18 protein-coding genes are annotated in these 16,471 nt (G+C 71.8%); 4 read left to right on the top strand and 14 right to left on the bottom strand.

Annotated elements, in window-relative coordinates; genetic code table 11:
• Positions 1–15 precede the first annotated feature (15 nt).
• From AB0M54_RS21600 to AB0M54_RS21615, 4 genes are all read right to left on the bottom strand, one after another.
• Entirely contained in the window at positions 16–696 is a 681-nt protein-coding gene (locus AB0M54_RS21600; protein WP_364473315.1) for a response regulator transcription factor, read from the bottom strand.
• A 59-nt stretch (positions 697–755) separates the two neighbouring features.
• Positions 756–2,276: a histidine kinase gene (locus AB0M54_RS21605; protein WP_364473317.1), complete on the bottom strand. Its 1,521-nt coding sequence runs from the start codon at positions 2,274–2,276 to the stop codon at positions 756–758.
• Positions 2,276–2,647, bottom strand: a complete 372-nt coding sequence (locus AB0M54_RS21610; protein WP_364323329.1) for a hypothetical protein — start codon at positions 2,645–2,647, stop codon at positions 2,276–2,278. Before AB0M54_RS21610 ends, AB0M54_RS21605 begins: the two co-directional genes overlap by 1 nt.
• An 84-nt stretch (positions 2,648–2,731) precedes the next feature.
• A complete protein-coding gene (locus tag AB0M54_RS21615) occupies positions 2,732–3,478 on the bottom strand; it encodes a transglutaminase-like domain-containing protein (RefSeq protein ID WP_364323331.1) in 747 nt (248 codons plus the stop codon).
• Positions 3,479–3,537: 59 nt separating this feature from the next.
• On the opposite strand from AB0M54_RS21615, the gene AB0M54_RS21620 reads away from it, so the two are divergent.
• Entirely contained in the window at positions 3,538–4,722 is a 1,185-nt protein-coding gene (locus AB0M54_RS21620) for a phosphotransferase (RefSeq protein WP_364473319.1), read from the top strand.
• A gap of 4 nt (positions 4,723–4,726) precedes the next feature.
• Complete coding sequence (locus AB0M54_RS21625) at positions 4,727–5,836, top strand: methyltransferase domain-containing protein (protein WP_364473321.1); 1,110 nt, start codon at positions 4,727–4,729, stop codon at positions 5,834–5,836.
• On the opposite strand, the gene AB0M54_RS21630 is transcribed toward AB0M54_RS21625, so the two are convergent.
• Positions 5,818–6,735: an SDR family NAD(P)-dependent oxidoreductase gene (locus AB0M54_RS21630; protein WP_364473323.1), complete on the bottom strand. Its 918-nt coding sequence runs from the start codon at positions 6,733–6,735 to the stop codon at positions 5,818–5,820. The genes AB0M54_RS21625 and AB0M54_RS21630 overlap by 19 nt on opposite strands.
• A gap of 109 nt (positions 6,736–6,844) precedes the next feature.
• Between AB0M54_RS21630 and AB0M54_RS21635 the strand changes: the two genes are divergently transcribed.
• A complete protein-coding gene (locus tag AB0M54_RS21635) occupies positions 6,845–7,510 on the top strand; it encodes a TetR family transcriptional regulator (RefSeq protein WP_364323339.1) in 666 nt (221 codons plus the stop codon).
• A 4-nt stretch (positions 7,511–7,514) separates the two neighbouring features.
• Here the strand turns inward: AB0M54_RS21635 and AB0M54_RS21640 are convergent, their stop codons facing one another.
• The 3 genes from AB0M54_RS21640 to AB0M54_RS21650 all read right to left on the bottom strand — a co-directional run bounded on the left by AB0M54_RS21640 (position 7,515) and on the right by AB0M54_RS21650 (position 11,106).
• The gene (locus AB0M54_RS21640) at positions 7,515–8,168 is read right to left on the bottom strand and encodes a response regulator transcription factor (RefSeq protein WP_364323802.1); all 654 of its coding nucleotides are present in this window, start codon (positions 8,166–8,168) and stop codon (positions 7,515–7,517) included.
• The gene (locus tag AB0M54_RS21645) at positions 8,165–9,463 is read right to left on the bottom strand and encodes a sensor domain-containing protein (RefSeq protein WP_364473325.1); all 1,299 of its coding nucleotides are present in this window, start codon (positions 9,461–9,463) and stop codon (positions 8,165–8,167) included. The genes AB0M54_RS21640 and AB0M54_RS21645 overlap by 4 nt, the downstream gene beginning before the upstream one ends.
• 71 nt (positions 9,464–9,534) lie before the next feature.
• Positions 9,535–11,106, bottom strand: coding sequence for a phospholipase D-like domain-containing protein (locus AB0M54_RS21650; RefSeq protein ID WP_364473327.1), 1,572 nt, complete (start codon positions 11,104–11,106; stop codon positions 9,535–9,537).
• A gap of 66 nt (positions 11,107–11,172) precedes the next feature.
• On the opposite strand from AB0M54_RS21650, the gene AB0M54_RS21655 reads away from it, so the two are divergent.
• On the top strand, positions 11,173–11,301 hold the full coding sequence (locus tag AB0M54_RS21655; protein WP_364323345.1) for a hypothetical protein: 129 nt from the start codon (positions 11,173–11,175) through the stop codon (positions 11,299–11,301).
• A gap of 1,128 nt (positions 11,302–12,429) precedes the next feature.
• Here AB0M54_RS21655 and AB0M54_RS21660 read toward each other — a convergent pair.
• From AB0M54_RS21660 to AB0M54_RS21685, 6 genes are all read right to left on the bottom strand, one after another.
• The gene (locus AB0M54_RS21660) at positions 12,430–12,810 is read right to left on the bottom strand and encodes a VOC family protein (RefSeq protein WP_364473329.1); all 381 of its coding nucleotides are present in this window, start codon (positions 12,808–12,810) and stop codon (positions 12,430–12,432) included.
• Between the two features lie 443 nt (positions 12,811–13,253).
• Positions 13,254–14,210 (bottom strand): NAD-dependent epimerase/dehydratase family protein, encoded by a 957-nt coding sequence (locus AB0M54_RS21665; RefSeq protein ID WP_364473331.1) that lies wholly within the window; start codon positions 14,208–14,210, stop codon positions 13,254–13,256.
• A 2-nt stretch (positions 14,211–14,212) separates the two neighbouring features.
• Positions 14,213–14,557 (bottom strand): DUF2203 domain-containing protein, encoded by a 345-nt coding sequence (locus AB0M54_RS21670; protein WP_364473333.1) that lies wholly within the window; start codon positions 14,555–14,557, stop codon positions 14,213–14,215.
• 12 nt (positions 14,558–14,569) lie between these two features.
• Positions 14,570–15,043, bottom strand: coding sequence for a GNAT family N-acetyltransferase (locus AB0M54_RS21675; protein ID WP_364473335.1), 474 nt, complete (start codon positions 15,041–15,043; stop codon positions 14,570–14,572).
• A gap of 575 nt (positions 15,044–15,618) precedes the next feature.
• Positions 15,619–16,026, bottom strand: coding sequence for a DUF1232 domain-containing protein (locus tag AB0M54_RS21680; protein WP_364473336.1), 408 nt, complete (start codon positions 16,024–16,026; stop codon positions 15,619–15,621).
• A 179-nt stretch (positions 16,027–16,205) separates the two neighbouring features.
• Positions 16,206–16,466, bottom strand: a complete 261-nt coding sequence (locus AB0M54_RS21685; protein WP_364473338.1) for a hypothetical protein — start codon at positions 16,464–16,466, stop codon at positions 16,206–16,208.
• Positions 16,467–16,471: the final 5 nt, after the last annotated feature.

Consider the following 16,471-nt stretch of genomic DNA (forward strand, 5'->3'; position numbering starts at 1 on the left):
ACCCGCGGCCCTCGGTCAGCCGCCGCCCTGATCGAGCAGGCCCGCGCGGTGGGCCAGCAGGGCCGCCTGGACCCGGTTCTCGCAGGACAACTTCTGCAGGATGCGGCTCACGTGGGTCTTGACCGTGCTCTCGGAGATGACCAGGCGTTCGCTGATCGCGGTGTTGGACAGGCCTTGCGCGAGCAGTTCGAGCACGTCGCGTTCGCGGGAGCTGAGCTGCTCCAACAGGGCCATGACGTCGTCGCCCGGGGGAGTGGGGCGCAGCTGGCGCAGCTGGGTGACGGCTTGGCGGGTCACCGGCGGCGACAGGAACATCTCGCCCGCCGTCACCGCACGCAGCGCGGGCTCCAGCTCGTCGGCGGCCGAGCTCTTCAGCACGAAGCCGGCCGCGCCGGAGGCGAGCGCCTCGTCGATGTAGTGCTCGTCGCCGAACGTGGTCAGGATCAGCACCGCCACCGACGACGACCGGCAGATCTCGCGCAGCGCGGCCAGGCCGTCCATGTGCGGCATCTTGATGTCCAGCAGCACCACGTCGGGGCGGTGCCGGATGGCCAGGTCGCGCGCCTCGACGCCGTCACGGGCCTCGGCCACCACCTCGACGCCGGGGATGCCGCCCAGGATCAGCCGGATGCCGCCCCGGGTCAGCTCGTCGTCGTCGGCGATCATCACCCGCCGCACGGCCGGGTCAGCCGACATCAGGTCGCCCCGAGACACCAGAATCAACCGGGATGCGAGAGCCGGCCGCGGGTCGGAAGTCAGTCCACATCGGCGAGTTCCTCCTTCGAGATCAGGGCGCCGGCCCCGAAGCAGAAGCGATATCCCTCGACGCCGGCCGGTCGCAACGTCGGCGCGGCCCGGTAGGCCACGCAATCACCGCCGGCGGGCGCCGCCGGAAGAACCCGGGCCGGGTCGAGCGCGGCGTCCCGGTCCGGCAGCTTCTCCCGTACGCCCACAGCGCTGTCACCCACCCGCACCCGCTCGAAGGTCGCGGAATCGACGGTCTGCTGCCGCACCGCCACCCAGATGCCGCCCGCGCACAGCCCGACCACCACCAGCGCGCTCACCCCGACCACCACGGTCCAGAGCCGGCGCCGCGAATCGACCCGGCGCAGATCGGCGCCGAACTCGTCCGGCACATCCACCGCGCCACCGGACTTCCCGGCGGCCGCCGGCATCGGCGCCACCGCGGTCAGCGGCAGCGTCGCCGCCACCCGGAAGCCGCCGTCCGGCTCCACGCCGTGGTAGAGCACCCCGCCGGCCAGCCGGATCCGCTCGGCCAGACCGTAGAGCCCCTGCCCGCCGCCGGCCGGCCCGTCACCCCGCCGGCCGGGCTCGTTGACCACCTCGGCCACCAGCGCGTCGTCCTCGAACCGCAGCGCCGCCCGGATCGCGCCGCCCCGGGCGTGCCGCAGCGCGTTCGTGACACCCTCCTGCAGCGTCCGGTAGGCGGCGTGCTCGATCATCCGGGGCACGTCGACCGGTGGACCGGAGCGCGTCAGCTCGATCTGGGCGCCGGCCCCGCGCGCGTCGGCGACGAGCTTGTCCACGTCGTGGTCGCCGTCCGGCTCGGCCGACTCGTCCCGCAGGACGGTGAGGATGTGCCGCAGCTCCTCCATCGCCGTCACCGAGGTGGCGTGCAGCAACCGCACCGTCTCGGCCGACTGCTCGGGGGCCGAGCGCAGCGCTCCGGCGTACAGCGAAAGGAGCGTGAGCCGGTGACCGAGCGAATCGTGCATCTCCCGGGCGATCCGGTTGGCCTCGCGGGCCCGGGCGCGCTCGGCGATGATCCGCTGCTGCTCGTTGAGATAGACGGTCCGCTCGTGCATCAGCGTGAGGATCCGGCGGCGCTGGGCCGACAACCGGGCCAGGGTCGCCGGGAACGCCGACAGCACCAGGAAGGTGCCGACGGTGAGCAGCGTCGTCGAGAGCTGGACGGTCCGGTCCCGCAGCCAGAGGCCGCCGACCTGGAGGACCAGGACGGCGGCCAGGGTGCCGGTCAGGCGCCACGGCCCGCGGATCCGGAAACCGGCCGCGAAGGCCAGCCCGAAGGCGAGCAGGAAATCGGCGCGGCCGGGCACGGCCATCGTGGCGGCCGCCACGATCAGGACGGCCGCCGGGAACCGGCGCCGCAGCGCGACCAGGGCGAGGTCGGCCACGGCGAGCAGGGCCGCGGTCACCGGGGGCATCGAGCCCAGGAGCGACAGCCCCGCGGTGGCCGCCGCGAGCGTGGCGGCGAGCGTCGCCTCGTACCAGGGGAAACCCGCCGGCCGAACCATCAGCTCGCGACCCTGATCTGCTTCTTCTCGGCCAGCTTGCCGCCCGCGAAGCAGAACCGGAACAGCGGCCGGTCGCCGCCCTCGGTCAGCGGCTTGACCGCGTAGTAGACGCAGTTCGAGCCGGCCGGTTTGCCCTGCCGCGTCGGGTCCGAGCCGTAGATGTCCGACTCGTCCTCGTCGGGCAGCGGCTCCGGCAACGCCTCCCGCACCGCGGTCTCCTCCCCGCCGACCTGTTGCGCGTCGAACTCGGCCTGGTTGATGGACGATGTGGCGATCTGGTCGCCGATCTTGATTCCGTTGTAGAGGAACCAGCCGCCCACCCCGCACACCACGACGGCCACCACAGCGATGATCACAAATACTTTGCGCATGTACCCAGGCTCGCGGGAAAGATGTCCCGGAACGACCGTCCTCCGGCCGATCATGGGGCAGCCGTCGGTGGTACGAAAGTACCGTCAGGGCAGCGAGACCAGCGCCTGATGGTCGTCGTAGGGCAGGTCGTCCGCGGCCACCGCGAAGATCTCCAGCTCGGGCATGGTCAGCGCCCCGGTGATGGTGGTGGCGAAGGCGGTGTCGGCCGCGTCCCGCCCGGTGGCGATCCGGACCAGGGTCGGCCGCGGCGCCAGCCGGGTGGCGTCCCACACCCGCCACTCGCCGTCCAGCAACGTCTCGGTGACCAGATGGAAGTCCATAGGGGACAGTCCGGGGGCGTAGACCGCGGCCACCCGCGCCGGGATGTCGAGCGACCGGCAGAGGGTGGCGGTCAGGTGGGCGTAGTCCCGGCAGACGCCCTGGCCGGACAGCAGGGTGTCGATCGCGTCGGTGGACGGGCCGCTGGCGCCGGCCTGATAGATCAGGTGCCGGTTGACCCAGTCGACGATCGCCCGCACGGGGTCGTCCGCCCCACCGAACATGCGGGCCGCGAAGCCGCCCAACCGGTCCGACGGGCAGTATCGGCTGGGCCGGAGCGCCTCGATCCGGCCGATCGGCGCCGGCGGCGGTGGCGTCGACACGCGCGCCTGGTAGGAGACGACGACCCGGCCGACCGGCGCCCGGAAGTCGTCGGAGACGGCCAGCGGCCGGCCGTCACAGGTGGCGGTCAGGCTCTCCGACGACGCGCCCGCCGCCGCGATCTGGAGCACGATCTCGGCGGGTGACGTCACGTCGAAGACCAACCGGCACCCGACCTCTGCGGAATTCACGCCGAAACGGTATCCCCGGAGCCCCGCGCGGAAACGTCGCACACGTTACGGTCTCGGTCGTGGGTCGCACAGTGAAACTGGTTCTGCTCGACACCCTCGGTGTCCCGCTCGGCGCGCTGCCGCCGTTCGACGTGTCGGTGCCGTGGTGGCCGGAGGTCGAAGAGGTGGTGGCCGGCGCCCGCTCCCGCTACGGGATCGAGGTCCAGGTGCTGCGTCTGCTCACCGCCTCGGGCGCCACCGCGGCCACCGGCGGCGGCACGGTGACGTATCTCGCCCAGCTGGCCGGGTCGCCGCCGATCGCGGTGGAGCCCGCCGACCCCGACCTGTCGCCGCAGCCGTGCCGCGCCCCGTACGCCGAACCGGGCGGCCCGGCCGCCTCCATCCGCTGGGCCATCGCCGCGCTCGACGCCCTGGGCAGCCCCAACGCCGTCGCCACCCAGCGCAAGACGTGGAACCTCTCCGCCATCTGGCGGCTCGACGTGGCCGGCGCCCCGGTCGCCTGGCTCAAGCAGGTGCCCGAGTTCTTCGCCCACGAGCCGGCCGTGCTCGGCCTGGTCGCCGGGGTCGCGCCCGGCCTGGTGCCGCCCCTGCTCGCCGCCGGTTCCCAGGGCCGGATGCTGCTGGCCCACGTGCCCGGCGAGGACGGCTTCGGGGCCGGCGCCGGGGTGCGCGCCGAGATCGCCGCCGAGTGGCACCCGGTGCAGGAACACTTCGCCGACCGGGTCGACGACCTGCTCGCCGTGGGCCTGCCCGACGCGCGCCTGGCCGTCGAGCCGTTCGCCCGGGTCGCCGCCGGGCACCGGGCCGACGTCGACGGCCTCGGCGAGCTGATCGACGAGCTGCCCCGGCGGCTCGAGCGGATCGCCGCCTGCCGCCTGCCCGACACGATCGTGCACGGCGACCTGCACCCGGGGAACGCCCGCATCCGGGCCGGCGCCCCCGCCGTGATCATGGACTGGGGCGACGCCAGCGTCGGGCACCCGGCCGACGACATCCTGCGCCTGACCGAGGGGCTGCCGGGCACCGAGGCCGAGGCGCTGACCGCGGCGTGGGCGCTGCGCTGGCGTGCCGCCCGCCCGGACAGCGACCCGCAGCTCGCCGCCGAGCTGATGCGCCCGGTCTTCCACCTGCGCCGGGCGGTCATCTACGCGGACTTCGTGGCCAAGATCGAGCCCGCCGAACACCCGTATCACGCCGCGGACGTGCGGGAAGGTCTCACCGCCGCGGTGGCCGCCGTACGGTGAACGGGTGACCGGCAGCGACCGGCGGGCGCGCCTCGTCGACCAGATGCGCACGGCCGGCGCGCCGCTCACCCCCGAGCTGGCCGCCGCGTTCGCCGCCGTGCCGCGCGAGGCCTTCGTCCCCGACGGCTTCCAGCGCCCCCGCGGCGGCTGGGTCACGCCCCGCGACCACGACTTCCTCGACCTCGTCCACCGCGACGACGTCCTGGTCACCAAGGTCGACGGCCGGCTGCCGATCAGCTCCTCGAGCCAGCCGTCCCTGATGGCGATCATGCTGGCCGCGCTCGACGTGCGCCCCGGCCACCGGGTCCTCGAGATCGGCGCCGGCACCGGCTACAACGCCGCCCTGCTGGCCGCCCTCGGCGCCACCGTGGTCAGCGTCGACGTCCAGGACGACGTGGCCGCCCGAGCCACCGCCGCCCTCCGCGGCGTGGGCGTGGAAGGCGTCGAGGTCCAGACCGGTGACGGGTACGCCGGAGCCCCCGGCCACCGCTTCGACCGCGTGATCGTCACCGTCGGCGTGGCGGGCCTGTCACCCCGATGGCTGAACCAGCTCGACCCCGGTGGCCTGGCCGTGGTCCCGGTCGAACACGCCGGGACCCATCCCGTGCTGGCCGTCCGGGGCGCCGCCGCCGGCCCGGTGACCGCCGAGGTCATCTGCCCGTCCGGTTTCATGAGCGCCGCGGGCCCGCTGACCGCGCACCACCAGTTCGCCCACCCGGCGCCGGCCGCCCCCGGCGACCTGGCCCCGCTCACCCAGGCCTCGGCGCCCCGCTTCGACCCGCCCGTCGACGCCATCACCTACCGCGACCTGTGGTACGCCGCCGGCGTCTGGCACCGCCGAGCCACCCACGCCGCCATCCCCGGCACCGAGCACTCCTGCCTGGTCCTCCTGGATGAGGACCGGGTCAACGGCGCCGCCATCCCGCCCGACGGTTCCGTCCTGACCACCGGCAGCCGCGCCCTCGCCCAGGACGCCGGCGACATCCTGCGCCGCTGGGACACCGAAGGCCGGCCGCCGATGCAGTCGTGGCGGGTGACGCTGGCCCTGGCCGGCCACCCCGAGGCCCCGATCTGGGTCCCGGCCAACTGGAGCCTTCAGCCGCGCGTGAGCTGAGCGACGGGGAACGTCACGCCGGTGAGGTTCTCCGAGAGGGCCCACAGCCGCTGCTGGACGGCCACCTCGTACGACTCGGGGCTGGAGGTGACCAGGCGGGGGTGGCCCTTCACCTCGTTGCGTCCGCCGGGACCGTAGTACTGGCCGCCGAGCACGGCCGGGTCGGTGGCGGCGCGCAGGGTCGCCAGCGCGCCCATCGCCGGTGTCTGTGTGATCAGCGGCGCGAGCCAGGTGAGCGGGAGCCGGAGGGCGGCGGGGGTGTTGCGGGCGAGATCGGTGCTGGACAGGCCGGGGTGCGCGGCGGCCGCGACGGTGGTGCCGTGCGGGGCGAGCCGGCGCTGCAGCTCGTAGGTGAACATCAGGTTGGCCAGCTTGGACTGACCGTAGGCGGCGATCCGGCTGTACGACCGCTCCCACTGGGGGTCGTCGAAGTGGATCGCGGCCCGAATGCGGTGGCCGGTGCTGCTGACCGTCACCACGCGTGAGCCGGGCACCGGCAGCATCAGGTCGAGCAGCCGCCCGGTGAGCGCGAAGTGGCCGAGGTGGTTGGTGCCGAACTGCAGCTCGAAGCCGTCCCGGGTGGTCTGCTTCGGTGTGTACATCACGCCGGCGTTGTTGATCAGCAGGTCGATCCGGTCGAGCCGGGACCGCAGCGCCGCCGCCGCGGTCCGGACCGAGTCGAGCGAGGTCAGGTCGAGCGCCAGCACGGTCACGTCGCCGGTCATGCGGGCCGCGGCCCGCTCACCCTTCTCGACATCCCGTACGGCGAGCACCACGGACGCGCCGCGCCCGGCGAGCGCCTTGGCCGTCTCGTACCCCAGCCCGGTGTTGGCCCCGGTCACGACGGCCACCCGTCCGCGCTGGTCGGGAAGGTCGGCCGTGGTCCACTTCTCGCTCATGTCGAGCCCCTGACTCTCTAACGTACCGAAGGTATCTTGTGCCGACGACGTTAAAGTACTTACGGTACGTTGTCAACGTACCGCAGGTACCTAAGTTAGGCTGGTGATCATGACGTTTCAGCGGGCGCGAACCGAGGAGCAGCGGGAGATCCGCCGGCGGGCGATCCTCGACATGGCGTCGGCGATGCTCGACGAGATGCCGGTGGCCGCGGTCACCCTGAACGAGCTCAGCCGCCGGGTCGGCCTGGCCAAGCCGAACGTGCTGCGCTACTTCGAGTCCCGCGAGGCGGTGCTGCTGGAACTGCTCGACCACTTCCTGCGCGAGTGGCTGACCGAACTGGCCGGCGAGCTGGCCGACGGCGTCGACCAGAAGTCACCCATGGCCGGGCGGGCGGCCGCGGTGGCCGAGATCCTCAGCCGTTCCCTCGCCGCCCGGGTGGTGCTGTGCGACCTCTTCGGCGCCCAGGGCAGCGTCCTGGAACACAACGTGTCGGTCGAGGTCGTGGCACGGTACAAGCGCGCCTCCCTGGACCGCCTGACCACCATGACCGACCTGATCCGGAAGTGTCTGCCCGAGCTGGGCGAGAACGCGACCCTGTTCAGCCTGCAGACCATGGTCATGGCCGGCGCGCTGTCGGCCTACAGCACCCCGCCGCCCAGCCTGCTGGCGGCCTACCAGGCCGAGCCCGAACTGGCCCGCTTCCACCTGGAGCTCGAGGACGCCTTGAAGCTGGCCCTGACCGCCACGCTCCTGGGTGTGCTGCCCCGCCGCTGACCTGTCAGCGGGGATTGTCGCTGCGCAGGTAGGCCAGGACGGCCAGGACCCGGCGGTTGGTGTCCTCGGCCGGTGGCAGGTCGAGCTTGCTGAGAATGTTGCCGACGTGCTTGCCGACGGCGGCCTCGGACACGAAGAGCCGGCCCGCGATGGCCGAGTTGGAGTGGCCCTCGGCGATCAGCGCCAGCACCTCGGTCTCCCGGGCCGACAGGCGGCTCAACGGGTCGCGGGACCGGTTGAGCAGCCGCCGCACCACCTCGGGGTCGATCACCGTGCCGCCCGCGGCCACCGATCGCAGCGCCGCCACAAAATCCTCGACGTCGACGACACGGTCCTTCAGGAGGTAGCCGACGCCGCGGCCGGTGCCGGTGTCGAGCAGGGTCGAGGCGTACTCCTCCTGGACGTACTGGCTGAGCACCACGACGGGCAGCGACGGCTGGGACGTCCGCAGCTGGACGGCGGCGCGCAGGCCGTCATCGGTGTGCTCGGGCGGCATCCGGATGTCGGTGATGACCAGGTCGGGTGTGGTCGCGGCGACGGCCGAGACCAGCGCGACGGCGTCACCGACGGCGGCCACGACCGAGAAGTCGAACCGGCCCAGCAGGCCGGCCAGACCCTCGCGCAGCAGCACGCCGTCCTCAGCCAGGACCACTCTCACCGGCACGGCAACTCCACGCGCACCAGGGTGCCACCCCCGGGCGGAGAGGCCAGCAGCAGCCTGCCCCCGGCCGCCGCGACCCGGTCGGCCAGCCCGGTCAGGCCACTGCCGGCGGTGGGGTCGGCGCCGCCGGCGCCGTCATCGCGTACCTCGAGGATCAGGTCTTCTCCGTCCCAGATCACGCGCACCTCGGCGTGCTGGGCGGCCGCGTGCTTGGTGACGTTGCCGAGCGCCTCCGAGGCCACGAACCAGGCCGTGGTCTCCACGTGCTCGGGCGGGCGGGTCACCACGTCGGGGGCGATGACCATCACCGGCAGCGGCGCGCGGTCGGCCAGTTCGCGCAGCGCCGGCATCAGGCCGAGATCGCCGAGCACCTGGGGGCGGATGCCGTGCACGATGTCGCGGAGCATCACCATCAGGTCCTTCGCCTGGTCGTGGGCCCGGTTCAGCGGCTCGGCGGCGGGCGAGCCGGCCGGCAGGTCGAGGCGGGCCATGCCCAGTTGCAGGGTGAGGCTGGTCAGCTGGTGCTGGGCGCCGTCGTGCAGGTCGCGCTGGATGCGGCGGCGTTCCGCCTCGAACGCGTCGACCAGCCGGGCCCGGGAGCGGGCCACCTCGCGCAGGGCGCCGGAGGTCCGGTCGTTGTCACCGAGCAGGGCCCGCGCGGCGGCGGCCTGGGCGGCGGCCACCCCGCCACCGAGGTAGGCCAGCGGCGGGATGAGCACCAGACCGATCACGGAGGCGATCGCCGCCTCGCCCGGCGTGTCGATGGTCATCGAGCCGAGCTGGATCGCCGACGAGCCCACGGCGAACAGCGGCGCGGTCAGCAGCGCCAGCTCGATCCCGGTGATCACGACCAGCACGCCGTAGACCACGGGCACGACCAGGGTGAACAGCAGCCCGTAGAGCAGCTCGCGCCACGTCGCGGCCTCGCTGTAGCGCAGCCGGAGCCAGGCGATCGGGTCGCTCGGCGCCGGCCGGTGCGCGCTGCGGACCTCCCGCGGGTCGAGCAGCCCGAGCCGCCGCCGTTCGATCGCGGCCAGCGGCACCGCGACCAGCGGGCCGAACAGCGCCAGCACCACGACGCTGACGACCATCAGCAGGTAGTTGTGGTAGTGCGGAAGCTGCCCGTTCCGCAGGTCGCTGAGCGTCACCAGCCACGGCAGGGCCAGCAGCCAGCTGACCGCGGCCACCGGCGCGGCCACGATCACGGTGGTCACCATGTAGAGCAGGGACCGCCAGGGCCAGGAAGAAAGCAGGAAACGCCGGGTACGCAGGGCCGGCCAGATGCTGGACATGCCGATCACGGTAGGCAATCGGCACCGCCCGCCACGAGCCGTCCAGCCCTAGGACCCGGGTATGCCCAGCCCTACCAGTTGCCGGCCCGCCGGTCCCGCCGCGGGCGCCCGTCCGGGTCATAGATCAGCTGGTAGGCGGGCGTCGCCCAGGCCTTCGTGAACCACGACAACTTGCCCGTCTCGTGCGGCACCAGCCGGCCCGGCGGCCGGGCACCCCGCTGTCCGCCGCGATGCCAGTCCCGCAGCCGGTCCGCGGTCGCGTTCACCCGGCGTACCGTCTCGTCCGGGTCCACCAGGCCCTCGTCGTCGGACGCGTCGAGGTGTTCCCGCAGCAGCCGGAGCCGCAGATCCCGCGCGAAGCGGCGGGCGCCGTCGCCCAGACCGGCCGGATCGGCCGGGGAGCGGCCGTCGACCGTCTCGTCCAGGATCGAGCAGGACAACTCGCTGTCATGCGTCCACGACCGGCGGTTGAAGTTGTCCGACCCCACGGACGCCCAGACGTCGTCGACCACGCACACCTTCGCGTGCACGTACACCGGCGTGCCCTGATGGTTCTCGACGTCGAACACGTGCACCCGGTCCGGGGCGGCCTTCCGGCACAGCGAGATCGCGTGTTCCCGGCCGACCTGGTTGGGCGGCAGCGCGAACCGCCCGTCCACATCCGGGTGACGCGGCACCACGGCGATCAGGTGCAGGTCGCTGTGCTGGCGCAACGACTCGGCGAACAGGTTGGCCACCTCGCGCGACCACAGGTACTGGTCCTCGAGGTAGATCAGCCGCCGCGCCCGCTTGATCGCCTTCGTGTACCCGCGGGCGACCGTCTGCTCACCGAGCTTCGCGAACGAGTAGGCCGGCCGCATCGCCGGGTAGGTCCGCAGCACCTGAATCGCCAGCGTTCCCACCTCCGGCGGATCCGGCGGCTGCTCGGGCAGGTGGTCGGCGCTGAGGTCGGCGTGCCGCAGCTTGTCCTGGATCGTGGAGATCGGCCCGTGCTGATCGAGCGGCGCCGGGTCGGTCCAGCGTTCCCGGAAGGTCAGGTCGAGCGCCCCCACGATCGGCCCGCGCAGCAGGAGCTGCACGTCATGCCAGGGTGGATGCTCGCCGTAGGCCTTGGCCATCACCACCGCCTGCGGGTCACCGGCGTGGTCAGCGTTGTCCCGCCGGCTGTGGCACAGGTCGATGCCACCGGCGAACGCCAGGTCGTCACCGTCCTTGCGCCGGATCACGACCAGCTTCTGGTGATGCGAGCCACCCCGCCGTACCCGCTGGTCGAGCAGCACCTCGCCGCCGGCCGCGGCCACATCGTCGGCCAGCGACCGGTTCTCCTCCTCGGAGTACGCGAACTTGTCCAGGTGCGAGCGCCACAGCAACCCTTTGACCACCACCCCACGCTTCGCCGCGGCGGCGAGCAGTTCGGCGATCGTCGGCCCGTCGTCCCGCATCCGCTGGTCCGGGTCACCCCGCCAGTCGGTGAAGAACAACGTGTCGCCCTCGCCCAGGGTTTCCACCTCGGCCACCAGCCGGTCAAAATACGTTTCACCGTGTATCAGCGGTTCAGCCGTGTTTCCGGCGGTCCAGGTGGGTATGGAGGAGTCCGGGTTGCCGCGCTCCTCGCTGGTGAGGAACCAATCAGTAAGCGGCACGCCCACACGCTAAGCCGACCGTGCCGATTCTGCATGTCGACCGCCCCCTCTTCCGAGGAGATCACCATGAGCTCCGAGCCCATCACCACCCCCATCGCCTCCGAGCCCGCCGCCTCCTCCGAGCGGGGCCTCCTGATCGCCATGGCCATCCTGGTCCTGACCGGCGTGGCCGCCATGCTCCTCATGACCAGCTGACCCACCCAACGACAAGATCAAGAACGCGATGTCGCACCTGGGCGGGTGGCCCTGACCGTCGCTCCCGCCGAGGCCGGGCTCCCGGCTCCAGGCCGCAGGGCGGCCAAAACAGAGCCGCGACCCCTTCATTCTGCGTAAGTGGTCACCCTCTCCAAGACCACCAGCCACCCCGCGAACCCACCCCAACCGCCCAACGCCGACTCCGTCACCACGCCACTACGAAGGCTCCGGAGCGCCACTCTCCCGTCGAGCAGAACCCCGGCGCCCGTAGCCCGCGGGCCGCGCCCGCCCCAACGGATTCCCCACAACCCGCCCAGCGTCCGAACAAGCCGCCGCCGCGCCTCACCCGCGCTCGGGTTGCCCACCTAGGCTCCCCGTGAGCCCCGGTCGTGCGCCTGCCCCGTGCGCTTGGGTCGACGGCTCGGCCGGTCCGCGTCTCGCCCCTGCGTCTTCCCCCCGTGTCTCGTGCGCCTGGATCGGCGTCTCGCCCGCGCGCGTCGGTCCTTAATTCTCCCGTCGAGTGCCCACGCCGCGCTGTACCTCGCCGTGCGAGCTTTCGCAGGCTGGCGACCATTGCGCGCCGCCCCGCCGTGACGCTGGCCACCTACTTTGCGGCCCTTTGCTCTGCGCACATATAGGCACCGCTTCGATGGTGGCGGTATCCGGATGTTGCCGGTATCCGAGTGTTGCCTATATGTGCGCAGAGCAAAGGAGCTCAGGGCGGTGGTTGGCCTGGCGTATTGCCCACGCTCGCTCACACACGGTGTCGGTGAGTTTCGATAGTTCGCCATCGCCCGATGGCGTGGCGTCTGTGCTGGTCATGATGTTTGCGGTGGCTAGGTCGCGTGGGTGCTGGGTATGACCGAACGGATCATGGCCGCGACCGCGACCGCAACAGCAACAGCAACAGCGGCTCGAGCAGTGACTGGGGCAGCGGCAGCGGTCACTGGCAATGTGATTGGTGTGCGCCGCTGGACGCGGTCGTCGGGCACACACCGAGGTCGACGCCGGGTTCGAGCACGAACGGCAATCCACGAGGGCAGTCGCGCCGGACTGAAACGACTGGTCGACCGTCAGGTTCTGACCCAGACGGAACCCGGCACGGACGTCACGGGCCGGGTCGGACGGTCAGCGAGTGCCGTCGACGATGCAGAAGTCGTTGCCCTCCGGATCGCGCATCCAGGCGTGGGCCTCGAAACGCTCCTTGACGGTTGCGCCCAGAGCGGTGAGGCGGTCGATCTCAGCCCGCCAGTCCGCGGACGCGATGTCGAAGTGCACGGGGGTTTTCGATCGCGGCTCGAGTTCGACCTTCTGGAAGCAGACCTCGAGGTGGGGGCCGTCGAGGATGACGACCGGATCGGTCTCCGGCGTGAGGCCGAGCGAGGCCAGGCGGGCGACCTCCTCGTCGTCGTAGGGCCGGATGTCGAAATCGTCCAGCGCCTCCGCCCAGAACCGGGCCAGCGCGGACGGCGTCTCGCAATCGACGACGACCTGCTTGAGACGTGCCATACCGGGCTCCCAACGTGTGTGCGGTTCATGCATCGTCAGCAGATCAGTCTTGCTCAGCCCTCGCCGGATCAGGGGGCGGGATCGCGGTGCTCCGTAGCCCACCGCGTCGGCGACACCGGCGAGCCGCCCGAACCGGGGCTGCGACGCGCGAGCACGAAAGCAGTGGGCCCGACGAAGAGCAGCGGGCGGTGGCGAGGTTGGGGCGCGGCGTGGAGTAGCGGGGCGGTGGAGGGGTTGGGGCGCGGAGCGCCTGGAGGGTGACCACTTACGCAGAATGAAGGTCGCGCGGCTCTGTTTTGGACGCGCCAGCGGCCAGGAGCCGCGCGGCCGGCCTCGGCGGGAGCGACGGTCAGGGCTCCCCGCCCAGGTGCGACATCAAGCTCTTGATCTTGATCTGGTTGGGACGAAAACAGGGCCTTGGCGGGAGTTGCGGTCAATGATCTTCAGAATTCTTGTCCGCCGACGTCCACCTGGCCGTTGGCGGCGAGCCAGCGGACCGATTCGCGCAGCGTCTCCACCACCGTGTACCTGGGCGAATAGCCCAGAACGTCGCGGGACCGGTCGATGCTCGCGGCGATGTTGCGGTGGCCGTGATCGCGGGACGTCGCGGCGTGATCGGCGCCGACGCGGGTCTCGAACTCGGCCCACGACACCATGTCGAAGGCCGGCTCGCGACCGAACCAGGCCGCCACGCCGGTGGCCAGGCCGCGCATCGTCATGGCCTGGGCGGCCACGGTGTGGAAGCTCGAACCGATGGCGGCGGGGCGGGTCAGGGCGCGTTCGAAGGCCTGGGCCACGTCGTCGGCGTGGACGTGGTGCAGGACGCCGAGGCCGTTGTCGGGCAGGGGGAGCGGCTTGCCCAGCGCGAGCGTGGTCCAGACGGTCGGGTCGAGGTTGCCGGCGGGGGTGATGACCGGCCAGCCGGGGCCGGAGATGTGGCCCGGGTGCAGGACCACGCTGGGCACGCCGCCGGTGCGGGTCTCGCGGTGCAGCAGGGACTCGATGTGCATCTTGGCGACGCCGTAGTCGCCGTAGGCGGTGCGCGGCTCGTCCTCGGTGATCGGGGAGCGCAGCGCGGGGCCGTGCACCCAGATCGTGCCGCAGTGCACCAGCAGCGGCTTGGTCGGGCGCAGCGCGTCGAGCAGGTCCTGGGCCTGCTGCGGCGTGAAGCAGACCAGGTCGATGACGGCGTCCGCCTCGAACGCGGCGACCCGGTCACCGAACGAAGCGGTCTCGCGGTCGGCGGTCACGCGCTGTACCGACTGCCATTCCGGGGACGGGTGGTAGGGATCGCGGCTGCCCCGGCTGAGCGCGATCACCTCGTGGCCGGCGCGGACCAGCCGCGGAACCAGGTAGGTGCCGATGTGGCCGGTGGCGCCGATGACGACGACTCGAGACATGCCTACAGTTTGCGCCGCCCGGCGAACCCCAGGTCAACCCGGTGGTACCAGGACAGCTCGGCGTCGCCCTCCAGCCAGCACAGCAGCACCGGCACCCCGTCCAGGTCGGCGGGGAAGTCGATGAGCAGCGGCGCCACGCCCTTCAACTCGGCGCCGGTCTGCTGGACCTCGGCCATCAGCTCGTTGAGCCGGGCCTCGGCCGCCTTGCGTTCGGGAAGCCCACCCAGCGGCGTAGGCGCCCCCGACGCCAACTCCACCATGTCAGCACGCACCGTGACCATCTCGTCAAGCATCGGCAGCAACCGGACGAGCTCAGCCCGAGCCTCGTCAACCGTGAACAACCCCATGCCGCCATCCAATCATTCGAGCCGAAGCACGCACTCCTCGATCTCCTCCCGCCGCGCAATCGCGAACCCGGTCTCCGTCCCCACGACCACGAACCCGTTCTTCGCCAGCACCCGCAACGACCCGGCGTTGTCCGCCGCGGCCCGCGCGACGATCGGCCGGGTCCGCACCTCGTCGAGCATCAGCTTCACCGCCCGCCCGGCGATGTCCCGCCCCCAGAACGCCCGATCCACCCAGTAGGTGAGCTCGGTCTCACCGTCCTGCACGAACGTGGCGATGGTTCCCACGAACACGCCGTCCAGGGTGATCGCGCGCTCCTGAACCCCGGGCCACACCGCGATCCGCGCCCGCTGCGCGTCGAAGGCGACCCGGTCATCGGGATCGTCCGCGGTGAATGCCGCCATCCGCACCGATTCCGGGTCGCGCATCTGCGCGAACACCGCGTCCATGTCCGCCTCACCCAACGCCCGCAACGCCACCTCAGCCATGCCCGTCCCCGTCGCCGTTCGCGTCCGCAGTGATTCGCCGGAAGTCAGAGATCAGGATCTCGCATCCGAGGGGGTGGCGCTGACCGCGACTTCAAGATCAAGAGCATGATGTCGTTGCTGGGTGGGTGGTGCAGACCGCAGCTCCCGCCGAGGGCGGCCACCCGGCTCCTGGCCGCTGGCGCGTCCAAAACAGAGCCGCGCGACCTTCATTCTGCGTGCGTGGCCACCCTGACGGCGCTTCGCGCCATCCTCGTGCGGTCGCGCCATCTGGCCAGCGCATGGTGTGCATCCCCGATCCTCATCGGGCAGGGTCACGGTCGGCATACTTGATCAAGTGCTTCGCCGCGCCGACGTCATCAATGGCTCGCGGCCTGAGCGTCACCCGCCCCCGACTGATGCCTGGTGGCAGACACCACGGGGCTTCCACGCATATCGACCTGCCGGACGGGGTTCCTGCCTGAGTCTCTCGCGATTGACCACGGCACGGCCTGCCTAGGCTTCGCGGCCGGCGGCGAGGCCCGCGAGGTTGGCGACGCCCGCCGGGCGGTCCGCGAGTGGGTGTTGAGGGCGTTGTGTCACCGGGTGAGTCCGGTGAGGCGGATGAGGGCGGCGAAGCCGTCTTCCGTGCCTGGCCACTTCTCTCGGACCGCGGCGAGTCCGGCGTGACGCACGACGGAGCGGAGCACAACGATGACGATGATCGCGTCGTCGGCGTAGCCCAGGACGGGGATGAAGTCGGGTACGAGGTCGAACGGGAACGCCAGGTAGGCCAGGAGAAGACCGAGCCGCACACGCACCCCGCGGGGCAGCGTCGGGTCGGCGGCGAGCCGGCGCAGCAACCGCAACACGTCGGGCAGCAGCCGGAGGGCTTCCTTGATCTGCGCCGTCCCGGGCTTGGCGACCAGGAGCGCGACCACCAGCGCGAGCCACCCGAGCAGCAGACCCACGCCGACACCGATCAGCGTCTGCCACCACCAGGCCATCTTTGCCCGCTCCTCCACCACACGTCAGAAACGGAGTCAGGAGCAAACAGATCCGCGCCGACACCGATCAGGCTGTCCCGGGCTCGCTCCTCCACCACACCTCAGGAACGGTAGTGCTCTGGCTGGTAAAGATGATCCCCGAGGGCGGGCTTCCTGGCGGGAAACGCCGGATCAGAGGTCTACCTGAAGCGCCGGATGACACCGCGCGCCTTGAGCTTCTGCCACTGGTGGCGGCCGAGGAGGATCCCGCCGGAGTTGGTGCGGCCGAAGGCGACGTGGTTGATCACGGCGCGGGCCGCGGGCACCTGAAGCAGGATGGAGAGGATCAGGACACTGGTCAGAGTGGCGCGGGCCGCGTCGTTGCGCAGGGTGCGAATCAAGGCGGCGGCGACGGCGCCAGAGCAAGTCGCCAAGCACGAGCGGGCACCCCAGATGAACACGAGCG

The organism is Actinoplanes sp. NPDC051470 (genome assembly GCF_040682035.1).
In the GTDB taxonomy this organism is placed as follows: Bacteria; Actinomycetota; Actinomycetes; order Mycobacteriales; family Micromonosporaceae; genus Actinoplanes.